The sequence below is a fragment of the Streptomyces sp. NPDC088730 genome (genome assembly GCF_044751215.1).
In the GTDB taxonomy this organism is placed as follows: domain Bacteria; phylum Actinomycetota; class Actinomycetes; order Streptomycetales; family Streptomycetaceae; genus Streptomyces.
The window spans coordinates 532,930-550,822 of the sequence record NZ_JBIVLK010000001.1; the positions used below are offsets into that span (position 1 = coordinate 532,930).

Sequence of the window (17,893 nt, forward strand, 5' to 3'; positions counted from 1 at the left end):
TCGGCGGGCCGCTGCTCCGACAACGAAGTCCAGCCGTCCGGCCCCAAGGTGAAGACGCCCCCGGGGAGTACGTGAACATGTTCGGCCGTTGGCTCGGAAACAAGGGAGCGACGGGTGCCGTGCGCGGCAGCGCCCTCGCGGGACTCGCCGTACCGGACTCGGCGGGAGTCCTCAGCTGCCGAGTGCTCGACCCGGTCAACGAAGCCGTCCGGCAGGCCGACTTCGTGGTCACGGACGCCACGGGGCGCAAGATCGTCGCCGGTGAGACGGACCCGTACGGCAACGTCCTCGCCACCGTCCCGGCGGGGGAGTACCGGCTGGCCGTCACGGCTGAGGGCTTCACCCCGTTCCACGGCGCGGCCTCGGTCACCGAGGGCGAGCACGCGGGTCTGGGCGATGTGACCCTTCAGATGTCCGCGCCTCCGCAGCTGCCCGACCCGGGCGAGTGGGAGATCGAGCCGATGCACTCGCAGATCGGCTTCACGGCCCGGCACATCGGCATGGCCCGCATCCACGGCCGGTTCAACACCTTCGCGGGCGCGGTCCGGATCGCCGACCGCATGGAGAACTCGGCCATGCACGTGATCATCGACGCCGCCTCGATCGACACGAACGTCCAGATGCGCGACGACCACCTGCGCTCCGGCGACTTCCTCGACGTCGGCCGTTATCCGACGCTGGAGTTCTACAGCGACCGGTTCGTCCACCGCGGCGGCACCCGTTGGGGCGTGAGCGGCGCGCTCACCCTGCACGGCGTAAGCCGTACGGTCACGCTGGACACCCACTACCTCGGCCTCGGCAACGGCCTGGAGGGCGAGACGAGGGCCGCCTGCCGGGCCACCACCGAGCTGCACCGCGAGGACTTCACCCTCACCTGGCAGACCATGCTGGGCCGTGGGATCGCCGCTGTCGGCTCCAGCATCTCCATAGACATGGACATCCAGATAGTCCCGAAGGGCTGAGCCCGTCCGGACGGGTCCCGAGGAGCCGGAGCCCGTCCGGCGTTCCCTAAGGGGTCTCCAGCCACCCCTCGTACTCCGCGGCGAACCCGTCGAGAGCGGCGGCGTCCAGCCGCCGGTCCGGGTCCTCCACGACCACCAGCCACTGGGCGTCCTCCGCGTCGTCCTCGCCGGCCAGGGCGTCGCGCACGAGCTGCGGCTCCTCGGTGACCCCGAACCGGTCGGACAGCTCGTCCGCCACCTCCTGCGCCGTATCGCGGTCGGGCAGCACCAGCACATGTCTCTCATCGCTCACCCGCCCATTCTCCGGCACGGGTGGCGGCGGCCCCGACAGCGGCAGCCCGGACGGTCGCGGCCCGGCAGTGGCCGGCCGGGCTGTCAGTGGCGCGTGGGATGCTGGACGGCGATGGCCACCAGAAGGAATTCCACCGACGACCCGCTCGCCCCGCTCACGCTCGCCGTGGGCCAGGAGGACCTGCTCCTGGACCGCGCCGTGCAGCAGGTGGTGGCGGCGGCCCGTGCGTCCGACGCCGATACGGATGTCCGGGACCTCACCTCCGACCAGCTCCAGCCGGGCACGCTCGCCGAGCTGACCAGCCCGTCGCTCTTCGCGGAGCGCAAGGTGGTGATCGTGCGCAACGCGCAGGATCTCGCCGCCGACACGGTCAAGGACGTCAAGAAGTACCTGGACGATCCGGTCGAGGAGATCACGCTCGTGCTGTTGCACGCGGGCGGCGCCAAGGGCAAGGGGCTGCTGGAGGCGGCACGCAAGGCGGGTGCCCGGGAGGTCGCCTGTCCGAAGACCACCAAGCCGGCCGAGCGGCTCTCGTTCGTACGGGGTGAGTTCCGGACGCTGGGGCGCTCGGCGACACCGGAGGCGTGCCAGTCGCTGGTCGATTCCATCGGCAGCGATCTGCGGGAACTGGCGAGTGCGGTGTCGCAGCTCGTCGCGGACGTCGAGGGCACGATCGACGAGGCGGTCGTCGCGCGCTACTACACGGGGCGTGCGGAAGCGTCGAGCTTCACGGTCGCCGACCGGGCGGTCGAGGGGCGGGCGGCGGAGGCGCTGGAGGCGCTGCGCTGGTCGCTGTCGACGGGGGTGGCGGCCGTCCTGATCACCAGCGCGCTCGCTCAGGGCGTGCGGGCGATCGGCAAGCTGTCGTCGGCGCGCGGGGGGCGGCCGGCGGATCTCGCCCGTGAGCTGGGCATGCCGCCGTGGAAGATCGACCGGGTGCGGCAGCAGATGCGCGGGTGGACGCCTGACGGGGTCGCGGTGGCGCTGCGGGCGGTCGCGGACGCGGATGCGGGGGTCAAGGGCGGTGGGGACGATCCGGCGTACGCGCTGGAGAAGGCCGTGGTGGCGGTGGCGCGGGCCGCTCGCACGGGGCGGTAGGGGGCGCGGCGCCGTTCGGGGGCCGGCGGTGGTGTCCTCAAGCGCCGGACGGGCCTGAACCTGCCGTCCGGGCGGTCCTCGATCGGCGGACGGGCTGGGCTGTGCCGAGTGGGCTGGCCTGTGCTCGGCGCGCGTGTCTTCAAGCGCCGGAGGACTGGGACTGCCGGGGTCGGCTTTGAGGTGCGGTCGGTGTGTGTTCTCAGTCGGCGGACGGCTGGGCTGTGCCGGGGTGTGCCTTGGCCTGTGGCCGGTGCGTGTCCTCAAGCGCCGGGCGGGCTGGGCCTGGCCGGACTGGGTGCGCGCATGACGAAGGCCCCGGGTGTTTCCCTGGGGAGGGGAACGGACGGGGCCTTCGGTCTGTGCTTGGTGCGCCGCACCCGCGTGGCGAACGCAGGTTCGGTGTGCGGCGCGGGGTGCCGGTCAGGAGCGGGAGAGAGGGCCCGCTGGGTCCGTTCCGGCGATCACATCGGGAATGCTCAGCCCTGGAGGGTGGCAACCTTGATGGCCAGCGCCGACTTCTTGTTGGCGGCGGCGTTCTTGTGGATGACACCCTTCGAGACAGCCTTGTCGAGCGCACGGGAGGCGTCGCGGACGGCCACAGTGGCCTTCTCGGCGTCACCCGCGACGACGGCCTCGCGGGCCTTGCGGATTGCGGTCTTGAGCGACGACTTGACGGCCTTGTTGCGCAGGCGCGCCTTCTCGTTGGTCTTGTTCCGCTTGATCTGGGACTTGATGTTCGCCACGAAAGAGCCTTTTCAGGTTCGTTGGATCTTCGATGTGCGCCCTGCGGCAGGAATGCCACGAGGCACAGCTGTCCACGGTAGCAGCCGCGCTCCGACCGGCCCAAACCGGTCTCCGCTCCCCGGGCGTGGGACGATGGGAGCTACGTACAGATCCGAGTACAGATCCGACCGACCCGACATCGACCCGAGACACGGCGTTCGGCGTCTCAAGAATCAGGACCCTGCGTGCCCGCGACTCCTCTCCACGTGCCCGAGCCGAGCCGTACCGACCCGGCGCTGATCCGCAATTTCTGCATCATCGCGCACATCGACCACGGCAAGTCGACCCTTGCCGACCGGATGCTCCAGCTGACCGGTGTGGTCGACCAGCGGCAGATGCGCGCTCAGTACCTCGACCGGATGGACATCGAGCGCGAGCGTGGCATCACCATCAAGTCCCAGGCGGTACGGCTGCCCTGGGCGCCCACCGTCGGCGAGGACCAGGGCCGCACCCACGTCCTCAACATGATCGACACCCCGGGGCACGTCGACTTCACCTACGAGGTCTCCCGCTCGCTCGCCGCCTGTGAGGGCACGGTCCTGCTGGTCGACGCCGCGCAGGGCATCGAGGCCCAGACCCTCGCCAACCTCTACCTGGCGATGGAGAACGACCTCACCATCGTCCCGGTGCTCAACAAGATCGACCTTCCGGCCGCCCAGCCCGAGAAGTTCTCCGAGGAGCTGGCCAATCTCATCGGCTGCCAGCCGGAGGATGTGCTGAAGGTCTCCGCCAAGACCGGCGTCGGCGTGGACGCGCTGCTGGACCGGGTGGTCAGGGACGTCCCGGCGCCGGTCGGCAAGGCCGACGCCCCGGCCCGCGCGATGATCTTCGACTCGGTCTACGACTCGTACCGGGGCGTCGTGACGTACGTCCGGGTCGTCGACGGTTCGCTGAACAAGCGTGAGCGCATCCGCATGATGTCCACCGGCGCCACCCACGAGCTGCTGGAGATCGGCGTCTCCTCCCCGGAGATGACGCCGTCCGACGGCATCGGCGTGGGTGAGGTCGGCTACATCATCACCGGCGTGAAGGACGTCCGGCAGTCCAAGGTCGGTGACACGATCACCTCCCTGAACAAGGGGGCGACCGAGGCGCTGGGCGGCTACAAGGACCCCAAGCCGATGGTGTTCTCCGGCCTGTACCCGCTGGACGGATCGGACTACCCGGACCTGCGCGAGGCCCTCGACAAGCTCCAGCTCAACGACGCCGCCCTGGTGTACGAGCCCGAGACCTCCGCGGCGCTCGGCTTCGGCTTCCGCGTCGGCTTCCTCGGCCTGCTCCACCTCGACGTGGTCCGGGAGCGGCTGGAGCGGGAGTTCGGCCTCGACCTCATCGCCACCGCGCCCAACGTGGTCTACCGGGTCGAGATGGAGGACGGGGCCGAGCACACCGTCACCAACCCGAGTGAATTCCCCGAGGGCAAGATCGACAAGGTGCACGAGCCGGTCGTCCGGGCCACCGTCCTGGCGCCCAGCGAGTTCATCGGCGCGATCATGGAGCTGTGCCAGCAGCGCCGGGGCACCCTCCTCGGCATGGACTACCTCTCCGAGGACCGGGTCGAGATCCGCTACACCCTGCCGCTCGCGGAGATCGTCTTCGACTTCTTCGACCAGCTGAAGTCCAAGACCCGCGGCTACGCCTCGCTCGACTACGAGCCCACCGGCGAGCAGTCCGCCGACCTCGTCAAGGTCGACATCCTGCTGCACGGCGACAAGGTCGACGCGTTCTCCGCGGTCACGCACAAGGACAAGGCGTACGCGTACGGCGTCCGGCTCGTCGCCAAGCTGCAGAAGCTCATCCCGCGGCAGAACTTCGAGGTGCCGATCCAGGCGGCCATCGGCTCCCGGGTCATCGCCCGTGAGACGGTCCGCGCCATCCGCAAGGACGTCCTCGCCAAGTGCTACGGCGGTGACATCTCCCGTAAGCGGAAGCTGCTGGAGAAGCAGAAGGAAGGCAAGAAGCGGATGAAGATGGTCGGCAACGTGGAGGTGCCGCAGGACGCGTTCATCTCCGTACTGTCGACCGACGAGTCCGCCGGGGAAGGCAAGGCCAAGAAGTGACCCTGGTGCCCGCCCGCCGACCCTACTGATCGGTAGAACCATGGGCCCCCGCATCGCAGAAAGCTGCGGAGCGGGGGCCCGTTCGTTATGAAGCGGGGTTCGATTGCCTCTTACGCGGCGGACGCGGGCGCTCTACCCTGATCACGACTTCGTAGTTACTCATGAGTTAAACAAGCAGGATCAAGCACCAGACACACGCGGAGAACACACCGCGAACCAGCAGCCGGTCGTGAAGCACTGCCGTAGGCCCGGAGGATGTCGTGAGCGACGCACAGACCATGATCGAGAACCGTCCGCCGTCCGTGGCGACCCTCTTCATCGACCGGGTGGCCGCCACCCCGGACGCCGAGGCGTACCGCTACCCCGTCCCCGCCGCCGACGGCGGGGGCGCCGACGAGTGGAAGTCACTCAGCTGGGCGCAGGCGGCCGAGCGGGTGTACGCCATCGGGGCCGGGCTGATCTCGCTGGGGGTACTGCCCGAGGAGCGCGTCGCGCTCGCCGCGTCCACCCGGGTCGAGTGGATCCTGGCCGACCTCGGCGTGATGTGCGCGGGCGCCGCCACCACCACGATCTACCCCTCCACCAACACCGAGGAGTCGGCGTTCATCCTCTCCGACTCCCAGAGCCGGGTCCTGATCGCCGAGGACGCCGTACAGCTCGCCAAGGCCCGGGAGCGCCGTGCCGAGCTGCCGGACCTCGCCCATGTCGTCGTCATCGACGCCGAGGGCGCCGGACCGGCCGAGGGCGACCCGGAGGGCTGGGTGCTCACGCTGGCCGATCTGGAGGCGCGGGGCACCGAGCACCTGGCGAAGAACCCCGCCGCGATCACCGAGCGGGTTGACGCGATCACCGCCGAGCAGCTCGCGACCCTCATCTACACCTCCGGCACCACCGGCCGCCCCAAGGGCGTGCGGCTGCCGCACGACAACTGGTCGTACATGGCCAAGGCCACCGTCTCCACCGGCCTGATCACCAAGGACGACGTCCAGTACCTCTGGCTGCCGCTCGCGCACGTCTTCGGCAAGGTCCTCACCTCCGGTCAGATCGAGGTGGGGCACGTCACCGCCGTCGACGGCCGGGTCGACAAGATCATCGAGAACCTGCCGGTCGTCCAGCCGACGTACATGGCCGCCGTCCCGCGCATCTTCGAGAAGGTCTACAACGGCGTCGCGGCCAAGGCCCGTGCCGGTGGCGCGGCCAAGTACAAGATCTTCCAGTGGGCGGCCGGGGTCGCCCGTGAGTACGCGAAGGTCTCCCAGGACAACTTCCGGCGCACCGGCACCGCCTCCGTGCCCTTCGCGCTCGGCGCCAAGCACAAGGTCGCGGACACCCTGGTCTTCGCGAAGATCCGCGAGGCCTTCGGCGGCCGGCTCCGCGCCTGCGTCTCCGGTTCCGCGGCCCTCGCACCCGACATCGGCTTCTTCTTCGCGGGCGCCGGGATCCACATCCTGGAGGGCTACGGGCTCACCGAGACCAGCGCCGCCTCCTTCGTCAACCCCGGCGAGGCCTACCGCACCGGCACGGTCGGCAAGCCGCTCCCCGGCACCGAGGTGCGGATCGCGGACGACGGCGAGATCATGCTGCGCGGCCCCGGTCTGATGCAGGGCTACCAGGGGCTGCCGGAAAAGACCGCAGAGGTGCTGGAGGCCGACGGCTGGTTCCACACCGGGGACATCGGTGAGCTGTCCGTGGACGGCTACCTCCGGATCACCGACCGCAAGAAGGACCTGATCAAGACGTCGGGCGGCAAGTACATCGCCCCGGCCGAGGTCGAGGGCCAGTTCAAGGCGGTGTGTCCGTTCGTCTCCAACATCCTGGTGCACGGCGCGGACCGTAACTTCTGCACCGCGCTGATCGCCCTCGACGAGCCGACCATCCTCGGCTGGGCCGCCGAGAACGGCCTGGCGGGCAAGTCGTACGCGGACGTCGTGGCGGCCCCGCAGACCGTCGAGCTGATCGACGGCTATGTGAAGCGCCTCAACGAGGGGCTCCAGCGCTGGCAGACCATCAAGAAGTTCCGGCTGCTCCCGCGTGACCTGGACATCGAGCACGGTGAGGTGACGCCCAGCCTCAAGCTGAAGCGGCCCGTCGTGGAGCGCGCCTACAAGAACCTGATCGAGGACATGTACGCGGGCTCCCGCGAGGCCTGAGGGCGGCTCCCTCCGGCCCGCCCGCCCCCTCGGGCCCGCCCCCGATCCCGGCCCGCCAGCCGCTTCCGGCCGGCCCGCGCCGCCCCGTTCTGGCCGTCCGGTCCCCGCGCTCCGGCGCGGGGACCGAATGCGCCCCCGCGCCCGCCCCGGCGTGCGCTCCGGCGCTCGCTTCTTCGCTCACTTCGGTAACTCGGCGCGTGCGGGGTTGGCCGATCTGTCACTCTGTCCCTGTCGTCAGCGGCGCAAGAGCGAGAACAGGCAGAGCCAGAACAGGTCAGGAGCCGCCCGGTGGGGTCCATTCCCTTGCAGCGGGACATCGTGCAACGTCCCGGAACCAGCGCCGAGTCCACGGGCACCCAGCCGGTCGCCCGTACGAGTCTGCCCGGGAACCTGCTCGCGCCCGCCGCGGCCCGGCGGTTCGTCGCGGCGGCGCTCACCGAGTGGAGCGGGCTGGGCCTGCCAGCCGCGGTGGGGTTCAGCGACCGGCTGTCCGACGACGCGACGGTGATCGTCAGCGAGCTGGTCACCAACGCCGTCGTGCACGCGGGGACCAACGTCGAACTGCTCTTCCGGCTGGAGGAGGCGACAGAGGACGAGGCGTCCGCACTGGTGCTGGAGGTCTCCGACCACCACCCGGCCCGTGCCGTGCGCAGCGACGGCAGCGAGAACGGCGCCGGATCCGACGGCGCGGCCGGACCGGGGGAGCCCGCCGAGTACGGGCGCGGGCTGGAACTCGTCGCCACCCTCTCCGAGCGCTGGGGCATCACCTACCGCACCGGCCTCAAGACCGTCTGGGCCCGGCTCCCCGTCGACGACTGGAACCCCTTCGCCGACGCCCGCACGGAACCCGGCTTCCAGCAGGGGCTGCGCGCCGCCGAACTCCTCGCCCCGACCGCCCGGCGCGCTCTGCGGGACGACGCGGACTGGGCCGGACGCGGCGCGCTCTCGTTCCTCGCGGAGGCCTCCGACCTGCTGGCCGGGCAGCTCGACGAGGACATCGTGGCCGCGCTCGCCGGACAGTTACTGGTTCCCAGGCTCGCCGACTGGTGCGCGATCTGGCTGGAGCCGGAGAGCGGCGGCCGGGCGGCCGTCCCCCGGCTCGCCAAGGTCTGGCACATCGACGAGGACCGCACCGACCCGTTGCGCGAGGTGCTGGAGGGCGACCCGCTCCGGCTCCCCGAGCGGGTCGGCACCGGCCCCGTCTCGATCCCGTGGCCCGGCAGCGCGGAGGACGGCGAGAAGCCGGACGGGAGCGAAGGCGTCGCCCTCGCGTACCGGATCACCTCGGGCGGCCGCACCCTCGGCGCCGTACTCGTCGGCCGCGAGGGCATCGCCCGCGTCCCCGACGAGGTGACCGCGCTGATAGAGGACTTCGTGCGCCGGGTCGGCCTCGCCGTGGGCGCGGCCCGCGCCTACACCCGGCAGGCCACCATCAGCCGCATCCTGCAGCGCGGACTGCTGCCCAGCAAGGTCGCCGACATACCGGGTGTGGCCAGTTCGCTGGTGTACGAACCCAGCGACGACGGGGTGGTCGGGGGCGACTTCTACGACATCTTCCCGTGCCCCGGTGACCGCTGGTGCTTCGTCCTGGGAGACGTCCAGGGCAGCGGTCCGGAGGCCGCCGTCGTCACCGGTCTCGCCCGCCCCTGGCTGCGGCTGCTGGCCCGCGAGGGCTTCCAGGTCGGTGAGGTGCTGGTCCGGCTCAACCGGCTGCTCCTCGACGACGCCATGGAGGCCGCGGAGGCGGCGGCGCTGATGGTCGCCGCGGCGGGCGGCCAGCAGTCGGCGGAGAGCGGGCCCCGGTTCCTCTCCCTGCTGTACGGGGAGCTCGTGCCGTTGCCGGACGGGGGCGCGCGCTGCACCCTGGCGAGCGCCGGCCACCCGCTGCCGCTGCTGCTGCGCCCCGACGGCACGGTGCGGATCGCCGCGGAGCCGCAGCTGCTGCTCGGTGTCGTCGACGACGCGACGTACGAGAGCCAGAGCTTCGACCTGGCCCCCGGCGACAGCCTGCTGTGCGTCACCGACGGGGTGACGGAGCGGCGCTCGGGGCCGGTGATGTTCGACGACGGCGACGGGCTGGCGCAGGCGCTGGCCGACTGCACCGGGCTCAGCGCCGAGGGGATCGCGGACCGCATCAACCAGGCGGTGCACTCCTTCGCGGAACGCCCGCCGGACGACGACCTGGCGCTGCTGGTCCTCCAGGCCCTGTAGGGCCCGCAGCGGGCCGGCCGCCGGGGTGGCGTCCGGTCGCCGGGCGGCGCGCGACAATGGACGGTATGCCTTCCGTACTGCCCGATGGTGAACCCGTGCCCGACGACGGGGCGCTGCCCCGCCACGCCCTGGAAGGCGCCGCGGACCGGCCGCTCGGCTTCTACCTGCATGTGCCGTACTGCGCGACCCGCTGCGGCTACTGCGACTTCAACACCTACACCGCCACCGAGCTGCGCGGCTCCGGCGGCGCACTGGCCTCCCGGGACAACTACGCCTCCCACCTGATCGGTGAGGTCCGCCAGGCCCGCAAGGTCCTCGGTGACGACCCCCGGCCGGTCCGTACCGTCTTCGTCGGCGGCGGTACGCCGACCCTGCTGGCCGCCGCCGATCTCGTCTCCATGCTGGGAGCGATCCGCGAGGAGTTCGGTCTCGCGGACGACGCCGAGATCACCACGGAGGCCAACCCCGAGTCGGTCGGCCCGGCCTACCTGGCCGAGCTGCGCGAGGGCGGCTTCAACCGGATCTCCTTCGGGATGCAGAGCGCCCGGCAGCACGTACTGGAGATCCTCGACCGCACGCACACCCCGGGCCGCCCGGAGGCCTGTGTCGCCGAGGCGCGGGCGGCCGGCTTCGAGCACGTCAACCTCGACCTGATCTACGGCACCCCCGGCGAGTCCGACGACGACTGGCGGGCCTCGCTGGACGCGGCGATCGGCGCCGGGCCCGACCACGTCTCCGCGTACGCCCTGATCGTCGAGGAGGGCACCCAGCTGGCCCGCCGGATCAAGCGCGGCGAGATCCCGATGACGGACGACGACGCGCACGCCGACCGCTATCTCATCGCGGACGAGGCGATGGCCGCGGCGGGCTTCTCCTGGTACGAGGTGTCGAACTGGTCCAGGACGCCCGAGGGCCGCTGCCTGCACAACGAGCTGTACTGGCGCGGCGCCGACTGGTGGGGCGCCGGACCCGGGGCGCACAGCCACGTCGGCGGCGTGCGCTGGTGGAACGTGAAACACCCGGGGGCGTACGCGCAGGCGCTGGCCGAGGGCCGCTCGCCCGGGGCGGGACGCGAGATCCTCTCCGCCGAGGACCGCCGCGTCGAGCGCATCCTGCTGGAGCTGCGGCTCTCCGACGGCTGCCCGCTGTCCCTGCTCGCCCCGGCCGGGCTCGCGGCCGCCCGGCGTGCGGTGGACGACGGTCTGCTGGAGCCCGGACCGTTCGCGGCGGGCCTGGCCGTGCTGACCCTGCGCGGGCGGCTGCTGGCCGACGCGGTGGTGCGGGACCTGGTGGACTGAGCGGGCTCCCGCCGGGACCGCCCCCGAGGCCGCTCACCCCACCGGCACCCGGCCGGCCCGCGGACCCACGAGCTCACCCCACCGGCACCCGGCGGGCCCACGAGCTCACCCCACCGGCCCGCGGGCCCACGAGCTCACCCCACCGGGCACCCGGCCGGGGTGATCCTTTCGGCCCCCGCGGGCCGGCCGCAGATCACCCTGCTGTGGATCCGGCCGTCCGGATAGGTGATCTCGACGACGTCGAGACCGTGGCCCGCCTGGGCCTCGTACGGGATGAAACCGCGGAACGTGACGGTGCCGGTGGGCATCGACTGCAGATTGACCGCGTACAGGTTCGCCCACGTCTCGGCGGCGCTGTTCCTCTTGTCGCCGTGGCTGGCGGCGTCGTAGAGGGCGGCCGTCGCGCTGTACGAGATGACCGACTGCCCGCTGGCGAACAGGCCGTCCTGGTAGGCCTTGGTGGCGGGCAGCCGGGGCAGGGTCCGGCCCTCCGGCAGCAGGCCCTCCAGGGTCCGGTGCGCCTCCGGGTAGAAACCGTCGGCCCGGCCGCGGCCCATCGGGGCGAGCGCCGTGTGGTAGAGCGTGACGTCCTCCGCGAGGTCCGTGCTGTCCGCGAAGCGCGCCTTGGTCAGGTCGTCGCCGGTGAAGACCGTGATCGGCTTGCCCGCGCAGCCCTGGGCGAGCCGGCCCATCAGATTGTTGACGTCCTCGACCCGGCCGGCGAAGTACAGGGCGTCCGGTGCCGGGTCCGCCTCGCAGATCTTCTGGACCGGCTTGTCGAGATCGGCGCTGTTGCGGCGGCCGAGGCTGTACTCCGCCAGTTCCGACAGCTTGAACCCGGCCTTCCTCAGCATCGTGCTGCCCACCTTGCGCTGCTCGACCGTGTACTGGTCCTTGTCGTTGTTGCCGAGGCGCCGGGAGAGCACGAGGGCTCGCGGGTGCGCGGACTTCGCGGCCACCTGCCGGGCCACCAGGGCCATCGCGTCCGCCTGTTCCTCGTCGGTCGCCGCGATGCCGAAGTAGTTCGAGTAGCCCTTGGCCAGGTAGCCGCCGGAGTTGGTCGTGTCCACCACCGGAAGACCGGCCTCCTGGAGCAGCTCGGTCGCCTCGGGGCTGTCGGTCGTGTCGCGCCCGAGCCCGACCACACCGACGACGCTGGGGTCCTTCGCGGCCACCTCGATGATCTTCTTCACCGCCGGTATCTGCTGGAGCATGTCCTGCCCGCCGTTGGCGGTCAGCACCTTGAGCTTGACGGAGAAGTCCAGCTTGTTGGTGTGGTGCTGGTACAGATACACGCCCGTCAGCTCCTCCAGGGCCTTACGGGTGCCCTCGGGGGAGGCGGCGGTGAACGGGCCCGCGTAGATGACGGTGACGAAGTCGTCCCCGGGCACGATGGCGGCGTTCTCCTCCTCCACCGCCCGCTCGATCCGGTCGAACGTGACGCCCTTCCCGGAGCCGTCCAGCGACAGGCCGTTGCCCGCCGCGAAACGCACCTGCGTCGTCGTCGAGACGCCTATGCACTCCTTCGGCCCGCCGCCGGGGGCCGCGAGCCTCACCGAGTCCGTGTTCACATCGGTGAGCGGACCGTGGCAGTAGCGGTCCGCCAGCTCCCCGCTCACCAGGAAGGTGGCCAGCAGGGCGCCGACCAGGAGGCAGGCCAGGGTCGTACGCGACATCAGCCACCAGACCCACGTCCGGCGCACGCGCTCCGTGACCAGCTGGGCGTGCGCGTGCTCGTGGGTCAGCTGCTCGGTCGAGAGCGGCAGCCGCAGCACCCAGGCGAGGGTGGCGGCGGCCGTGGGGGACTGCCCGATGCTGAGATGGCTGATCCAGTCGTCGTAACGGGCCCGCGCCGCGCCGGTGTGCGTGGGCAGCGGCACCGCGGGCAGCGGCGGGGTGTGCCGCAGTATCTCGGCGGCCGGCAGCGAGGCCAGCAGCAGCAGCGGGTCCACCTCGCTGCGCCGGGACCGGACGTTGTTGATGGCGTTGATCAGCTGGATGCCGCCGTTGCTCTGGCAGGCGGTGGGAAGGAACACCACCGGAGGCACGGTGCGCTTCCCGGCCCGCCAGTCCAGCGCGTGGGGGCGGTAGTTGTTCCGCAGGTCCTCCAGCAGTGCCTGGACCCGCAGCTCCAGATGGAACTGGCGGGACTGCTCGTCGCCCGCCGCCGCGTCGGCCACCCGCCCCGCGACCACGGCGGCCCGGACCCGGATGACCCGCCACGAACCGCTGGGCGAGAACCGGGACCAGCCGTCGGACGGGTACCCGGTACTGGCCGCGGCCAGCGAGGAGGTGGTGGCGAACCACCTGCTGGCCCGCCGCAGCCACAGCAGCGGCGGCGCCGACGTCGTCACCAGCCGCACGACGGCGAGCCCCAGCACCGCGCCCACGGCCACCAGGGCGGTGGGCACCCAGCCGATCTCGCCGAGCAGCACACCGAGCACCGCGATGACGACGGCTCCGAGGAACGTCTCCGGCCGCACCGACTCCCGGAACGCGCCCAGCCAGTTGCGCGGGCCGTGCCGGCTGACCCGCCAGCGCAGGGTGCTCAGCTGTTCCAGGATCCGTTCGTCGCGCTCCGCCGGAGAGCCGCCCCGGTCCGGCTCCCGCACCACGGCGGCGGTGGCCTGCTCGATGGCGCCGAGCAGCCGCGAGCGGGGAAAGGCGAAGGGCTTGAACTGCGAGCTGCTCCGGGTCTCCCACGGCTTCTCGGTCAGCGTGCGGACCATGTCCAGGGCCGCCTCGTACGGCGTCTCGCCACGGCCGTCGAGCAGCTTCAGCGGCACCCGGCGCAGCTGGTTCGCGTGGTGGATCTGGCGCACGATCTGCTCGACCCTGGCGTCCACGGCGGACGGGACGTCGGCGTCGGCGGCCTGGAGGACCACCAACGGCATCACCGGCCGGTTGTCCCGGTACCGGTCGATGAGCTGCTGCACGAAGTGGAAGACGGCCGAGGCCGCCTCGTTGTCCGCACTGTCCAGCCATACCTCGCGCGCCATCGCCCCCGTGCCTTCCCTCGCGAAAAGAGCCAGGAAACACTCAATAACCGATGATGCGTGCGAGGCGCAGGGAATTGTAGGGATCAGCCCGGGATTGGCGGGAAGACCCGCCGGACATCAGGCGGGAAGCGTGACGAAATCAATCAATTCCTCGACCCGGCCCAGGAGTTCGGGCTCCAAATCCCGGTAGGAGCGGACCGACGACAGAACGCGCTGCCAGGCCGCGCCGGTGTTTTCCGGCCACCCCAGCGAACGGCACACACCGGTCTTCCAGTCCTGGCCGCGCGGCACCACCGGCCAGCCGCCGATCCCCACGGACGACGGCTTCACCGCCTCCCACACGTCGATGTACGGATGACCGACCACCAGGACGTTCCCGTCCGTCACCTGTGCCGCGATGCGGGACTCCTTGGAACCCGGCACCAGGTGGTCGACCAGCACGCCCAGGCGCGCGTCCGGTCCGGGGGAGAACTCGCGCACGATCGCCGGGAGGTCGTCGATGCCCTCCAGGTACTCGACGACCACGCCCTCGATCCGGAGGTCGTCGCCCCAGACCCGCTCGACCAGCTCCGCGTCGTGCCGCCCCTCCACGTAGATCCGCCCGGCCCGCGCCACCCGCGCCCGCGCCCCGGGGACCGCCACCGAGCCGGAGGCCGTACGGGCGGGCCGGACCGGGCCGCCGGGCGACGGCCGCACCAGTGTCACCACCCGGCCCTCCAGCAGGAAGCCGCGCGGCGTCATCGGGAAGACCCGGTGCTTGCCGAACCGGTCCTCCAGGGTCACCGTCGGCCCCTCGGCCGTCTTCTCGCAACGGATCACCGCACCGCAGAAACCGGTGACGGCCTCCTCCACGACCAGATCCGGCTCTGCGGGCACCTCGGGGGCGGGGGCGGACTTCTTCCACGGCGGGGTCAGGTCCGGCTGATAGCTGCGCATCGCACGACGATAGGACGCGACGGCCTCACGACACGCCGTAGCGGCGCGCCAGGGCGTCGCGCTGTGACCGGACGAACGCGGCGTCCACCACCGCTCCGTGACCCGGCACGTACAGCGCGTCCTCGCCGCCCAGCGCCAGCAGCCGGTCCAGCGCGGCCGGCCAGCGGGAGACCACCGCGTCCGGACCGGCCTGCGGCTCGCCGGACTCCTCGACCAGGTCGCCGCAGAGGACGACCGGGCGCGAGCCGGGCACCAGCACCGCCAGATCGTGCCCGCTGTGCGCAGGACCCACCTCGGCCAGCAGCACCCGGCGGCCGCCGCCCAGGTCGAGCGTCAGCTCCCCGCGCACCTCGTGGTGCGGGACCACCAGCGCCTCCGCCGCCTCCGCCGCCTCCCGCTCCGGCACCCCGTGCGTGACGGCCGAGCGGTGCAGCTCCGCCGCCTCCGCCCGCAGCAGCTCCGCCAGTCCGGCGGCCCCGTACACCCGCGCCCCGGGGAAGGCGGCCGTGCCCAGCACGTGGTCGAAATGCGGATGGCTCAGTGCGACATGTGTCACGCTCCGGCCGGTCAGCCGGTCGATCTGGTCACGCAGTTCCGCGCCCTCCCGGAGCGTCGAGCCGGTGTCGCAGAGCAGTACCCCGTCCGCTCCGGCCACCAGCGCGGCCGTCGCGTCCCAGCCCGGCAGCCGCCGCCGGCCCGTTCCGTCACCCAACCGCTCCCAGCCGAACTCTTCCCAAGCGACGTCCATACGGCGACGCTATCGGCAACGACCTGCGCGGTCTCGCGGTAGCGTGGCCGGTCGCCCTTGCTAGGGGCCCACCCCGTCGCCGTACACTGACCGGGGAGATTGCTGGCACTCGAATGGACAGAGTGCCAGGAGGAGTCCCGGGAACGACCCGAGATCGACCGAGGTAGACAGCTGGAGGTGTGCGCGATGCTCAGCGAACGCAGACTCGAAGTGCTGCGCGCCATCGTCCAGGACTATGTCGGCACCGAGGAGCCCGTCGGCTCCAAGGCGCTCACGGAACGGCACAAGCTGGGGGTCTCCCCGGCCACCGTCCGCAACGACATGGCGGTGCTGGAGGACGAGGGCTTCATCGCCCAGCCCCACACCAGCGCGGGACGCATCCCGACGGACAAGGGCTACCGGCTCTTCGTCGACCGGCTCGCGGGCGTCAAGCCCCTGTCGTCGCCGGAGCGCCGGGCCATTCAGAATTTCCTCGACGGCGCGGTCGACCTCGACGATGTCGTGGGACGTACCGTACGGCTGCTCGCGCAGCTGACCCGGCAGGTCGCCGTCGTGCAGTACCCCTCGCTGACCCGCTCGACGGTGCGGCACGTGGAACTGCTGCTCCTGGCTCCCGCCCGGCTGATGCTCGTGCTGATCACGGACACCGGCCGGGTCGAACAGCGGCTGGTCGACTGCCAGACACCGTTCGGTGAGACCTCTCTCGCCGATCTGCGGGCCCGGCTCAACAGCCGGGTGGTGGGGCGCCGTTTCGCGGACGTCCCGCAGCTGGTGCAGGACCTGCCGGAATCCTTCGAGAGCGAGGACCGGGCGACCGTGTCCACCGTGCTCTCGATCCTGCTCGAAACCCTCGTCGAGGAGACGGAGGAGCGGCTGATGATCGGCGGCACCTCCAACCTCACCCGCTTCGGGCACGACTTCCCCGTGATGATCCGGCCGGTGCTGGAGGCATTGGAGGAGCAGGTCGTCCTGCTGAAGCTGCTCGGCGAGGCCAAGGACTCGGGCATGACCGTACGAATCGGGCACGAGAACGCCCACGAGGGACTCAACTCCACGTCCGTCGTCGCGGTCGGCTACGGTTCGGGCGACGAGGCAGTCGCCAAACTCGGCGTGGTCGGACCGACCCGCATGGACTACCCCGGAACGATGGGAGCGGTACGCGCAGTGGCACGTTACGTCGGACAGATCCTGGCGGAGTCGTAAGTGGCCACGGACTACTACGCCGTACTCGGCGTGCGCCGCGACGCTTCGCAGGACGAGATCAAGAAGGCCTTCCGGCGGCTCGCACGCGAGCTGCACCCGGATGTGAACCCCGATCCGAAGACCCAGGAGCGGTTCAAGGAGATCAACGCCGCTTACGAGGTCCTCTCGGACGCACAGAAGAAACAGGTGTACGACCTCGGCGGCGACCCGCTCTCCGCCTCGGGCGGAGGTGGCGCGGGCGGATTCGGACAGGGCGGCTTCGGCAACTTCTCCGACATCATGGACGCGTTCTTCGGCACCGCCTCGCAGCGCGGACCCCGTTCGCGCACCCGGCGCGGCCAGGACGCCATGATCCGGCTGGAGATCGACCTCTCGGAGGCGGCCTTCGGCACGACCAAGGACATCCAGGTCGACACGGCCGTCGTCTGTACGACCTGTAGCGGAGAGGGCGCGGCGCCCGGCACCTCGGCCCAGACCTGCGACATGTGCCGCGGCCGGGGCGAGGTCTCCCAGGTCACCCGGTCGTTCCTCGGCCAGGTCATGACCTCGCGGCCCTGCCCGCAGTGCCAGGGCTTCGGCACCGTCGTGCCGACGCCCTGCCCGGAGTGCGCAGGCGACGGCCGCATCCGCTCGCGGCGCACCCTCACCGTGAAGATCCCCGCGGGTGTCGACAACGGCACCCGCATCCAGCTCGCCGGCGAGGGCGAGGTCGGCCCCGGCGGCGGCCCGGCCGGTGACCTCTACGTCGAGATCCACGAGCTGCCGCACGCGGTGTTCCAGCGGCGCGGCGACGATCTGCACTGCACGGTCACCATCCCCATGACGGCGGCTGCCATCGGCACCAAGGTGCCGCTGGAGACGCTCGACGGGCTGGAGGAGGTCGACATCAGGCCGGGCACCCAGTCCGGCCAGTCCGTCCCGCTGCACGGGCGCGGCATCACGCACCTGCGGGGCGGCGGTCGCGGCGACCTGATCGTGCACGTCGAGGTGATGACCCCGACGAAGATGGACCCCGAGCAGGAACGCCTCCTGCGGGAGCTGGCGAAACTGCGCGGCGAGGAGCGGCCCACCGGCCAGTTCCAGCCCGGCCAGCAGGGGCTGTTCTCCCGTCTGAAGGACGCGTTCAACGGCCGCTGATCCCACGCGTCACCAC

Annotated in this window: 13 protein-coding genes; 8 read left to right on the forward strand and 5 right to left on the reverse strand. The window is 71.4% G+C overall.

All coding sequences use genetic code 11. The annotated features are described in order from the left end of the window. The first annotated feature begins 77 nt into the window (after positions 1–77). Complete coding sequence (locus tag ACIP89_RS02275; RefSeq protein WP_402112505.1) at positions 78–962, forward strand: YceI family protein; 885 nt, start codon at positions 78–80, stop codon at positions 960–962. Positions 963–1,008: 46 nt separating this feature from the next. Here the strand turns inward: ACIP89_RS02275 and ACIP89_RS02280 are convergent, their stop codons facing one another. Further along, on the reverse strand, positions 1,009–1,254 hold the full coding sequence (locus ACIP89_RS02280; protein WP_401921436.1) for a hypothetical protein: 246 nt from the start codon (positions 1,252–1,254) through the stop codon (positions 1,009–1,011). Positions 1,255–1,365: 111 nt separating this feature from the next. Between ACIP89_RS02280 and holA the strand changes: the two genes are divergently transcribed. After that, positions 1,366–2,352: a DNA polymerase III subunit delta gene (gene holA / locus ACIP89_RS02285; RefSeq protein WP_401922154.1), complete on the forward strand. Its 987-nt coding sequence runs from the start codon at positions 1,366–1,368 to the stop codon at positions 2,350–2,352. 476 nt (positions 2,353–2,828) lie between these two features. Here holA and rpsT read toward each other — a convergent pair whose 3' ends face one another. After that, positions 2,829–3,095 carry a 30S ribosomal protein S20 gene (gene rpsT / locus ACIP89_RS02290; RefSeq protein ID WP_401921432.1) on the reverse strand — a complete coding sequence of 89 codons (267 nt, stop codon included), beginning with the start codon at positions 3,093–3,095 and terminating at the stop codon, positions 2,829–2,831. Between the two features lie 225 nt (positions 3,096–3,320). On the opposite strand from rpsT, the gene lepA reads away from it, so the two are divergent. The 4 genes from lepA (at position 3,321) to hemW (ending at position 10,854) form a co-directional block, all read left to right on the forward strand. After that, positions 3,321–5,195 carry a translation elongation factor 4 gene (gene lepA / locus ACIP89_RS02295; RefSeq protein ID WP_401921431.1) on the forward strand — a complete coding sequence of 625 codons (1,875 nt, stop codon included), beginning with the start codon at positions 3,321–3,323 and terminating at the stop codon, positions 5,193–5,195. A gap of 260 nt (positions 5,196–5,455) precedes the next feature. Then, positions 5,456–7,345 carry an AMP-dependent synthetase/ligase gene (locus ACIP89_RS02300; protein ID WP_401921429.1) on the forward strand — a complete coding sequence of 630 codons (1,890 nt, stop codon included), beginning with the start codon at positions 5,456–5,458 and terminating at the stop codon, positions 7,343–7,345. Positions 7,346–7,648: 303 nt separating this feature from the next. Next, on the forward strand, positions 7,649–9,556 hold the full coding sequence (locus ACIP89_RS02305; RefSeq protein ID WP_401922337.1) for a SpoIIE family protein phosphatase: 1,908 nt from the start codon (positions 7,649–7,651) through the stop codon (positions 9,554–9,556). Positions 9,557–9,621: 65 nt separating this feature from the next. After that, entirely contained in the window at positions 9,622–10,854 is a 1,233-nt protein-coding gene (hemW, locus tag ACIP89_RS02310) for a radical SAM family heme chaperone HemW (protein WP_402112508.1), read from the forward strand. 134 nt (positions 10,855–10,988) lie between these two features. On the opposite strand, the gene ACIP89_RS02315 is transcribed toward hemW, so the two are convergent. The 3 genes from ACIP89_RS02315 to ACIP89_RS02325 form a co-directional block, all read right to left on the reverse strand. After that, positions 10,989–13,853 carry a hypothetical protein gene (locus ACIP89_RS02315; RefSeq protein WP_402112510.1) on the reverse strand — a complete coding sequence of 955 codons (2,865 nt, stop codon included), beginning with the start codon at positions 13,851–13,853 and terminating at the stop codon, positions 10,989–10,991. Positions 13,854–13,970: 117 nt separating this feature from the next. Next, entirely contained in the window at positions 13,971–14,789 is an 819-nt protein-coding gene (locus ACIP89_RS02320; RefSeq protein WP_402112512.1) for a DUF3097 domain-containing protein, read from the reverse strand. A gap of 25 nt (positions 14,790–14,814) precedes the next feature. Further along, entirely contained in the window at positions 14,815–15,537 is a 723-nt protein-coding gene (locus tag ACIP89_RS02325) for an MBL fold metallo-hydrolase (protein WP_401922159.1), read from the reverse strand. Between the two features lie 186 nt (positions 15,538–15,723). Here ACIP89_RS02325 and hrcA point away from each other — a divergent pair, with 186 nt between their 5' ends. Then, a complete protein-coding gene (hrcA, locus tag ACIP89_RS02330; protein WP_073735980.1) occupies positions 15,724–16,740 on the forward strand; it encodes a heat-inducible transcriptional repressor HrcA in 1,017 nt (338 codons plus the stop codon). Beyond that, a complete protein-coding gene (dnaJ, locus tag ACIP89_RS02335) occupies positions 16,741–17,877 on the forward strand; it encodes a molecular chaperone DnaJ (protein ID WP_327336794.1) in 1,137 nt (378 codons plus the stop codon). The last annotated feature ends 16 nt before the right edge of the window (positions 17,878–17,893 follow it).

Coding starts and splice junctions, on each gene's coding strand:
- holA (WP_401922154.1), top strand. CDS start 1,366: ATGGCCACCAGAAGGAATTCCACCGACGACCCGCTCGCCCCGCTCACG.
- ACIP89_RS02315 (WP_402112510.1), bottom strand. CDS start 13,853: ATGGCGCGCGAGGTATGGCTGGACAGTGCGGACAACGAGGCGGCCTCG.
- ACIP89_RS02320 (WP_402112512.1), bottom strand. CDS start 14,789: ATGCGCAGCTATCAGCCGGACCTGACCCCGCCGTGGAAGAAGTCCGCC.
- hemW (WP_402112508.1), top strand. CDS start 9,622: ATGCCTTCCGTACTGCCCGATGGTGAACCCGTGCCCGACGACGGGGCG.
- hrcA (WP_073735980.1), top strand. CDS start 15,724: ATGCTCAGCGAACGCAGACTCGAAGTGCTGCGCGCCATCGTCCAGGAC.
- ACIP89_RS02275 (WP_402112505.1), top strand. CDS start 78: ATGTTCGGCCGTTGGCTCGGAAACAAGGGAGCGACGGGTGCCGTGCGC.
- ACIP89_RS02325 (WP_401922159.1), bottom strand. CDS start 15,537: ATGGACGTCGCTTGGGAAGAGTTCGGCTGGGAGCGGTTGGGTGACGGA.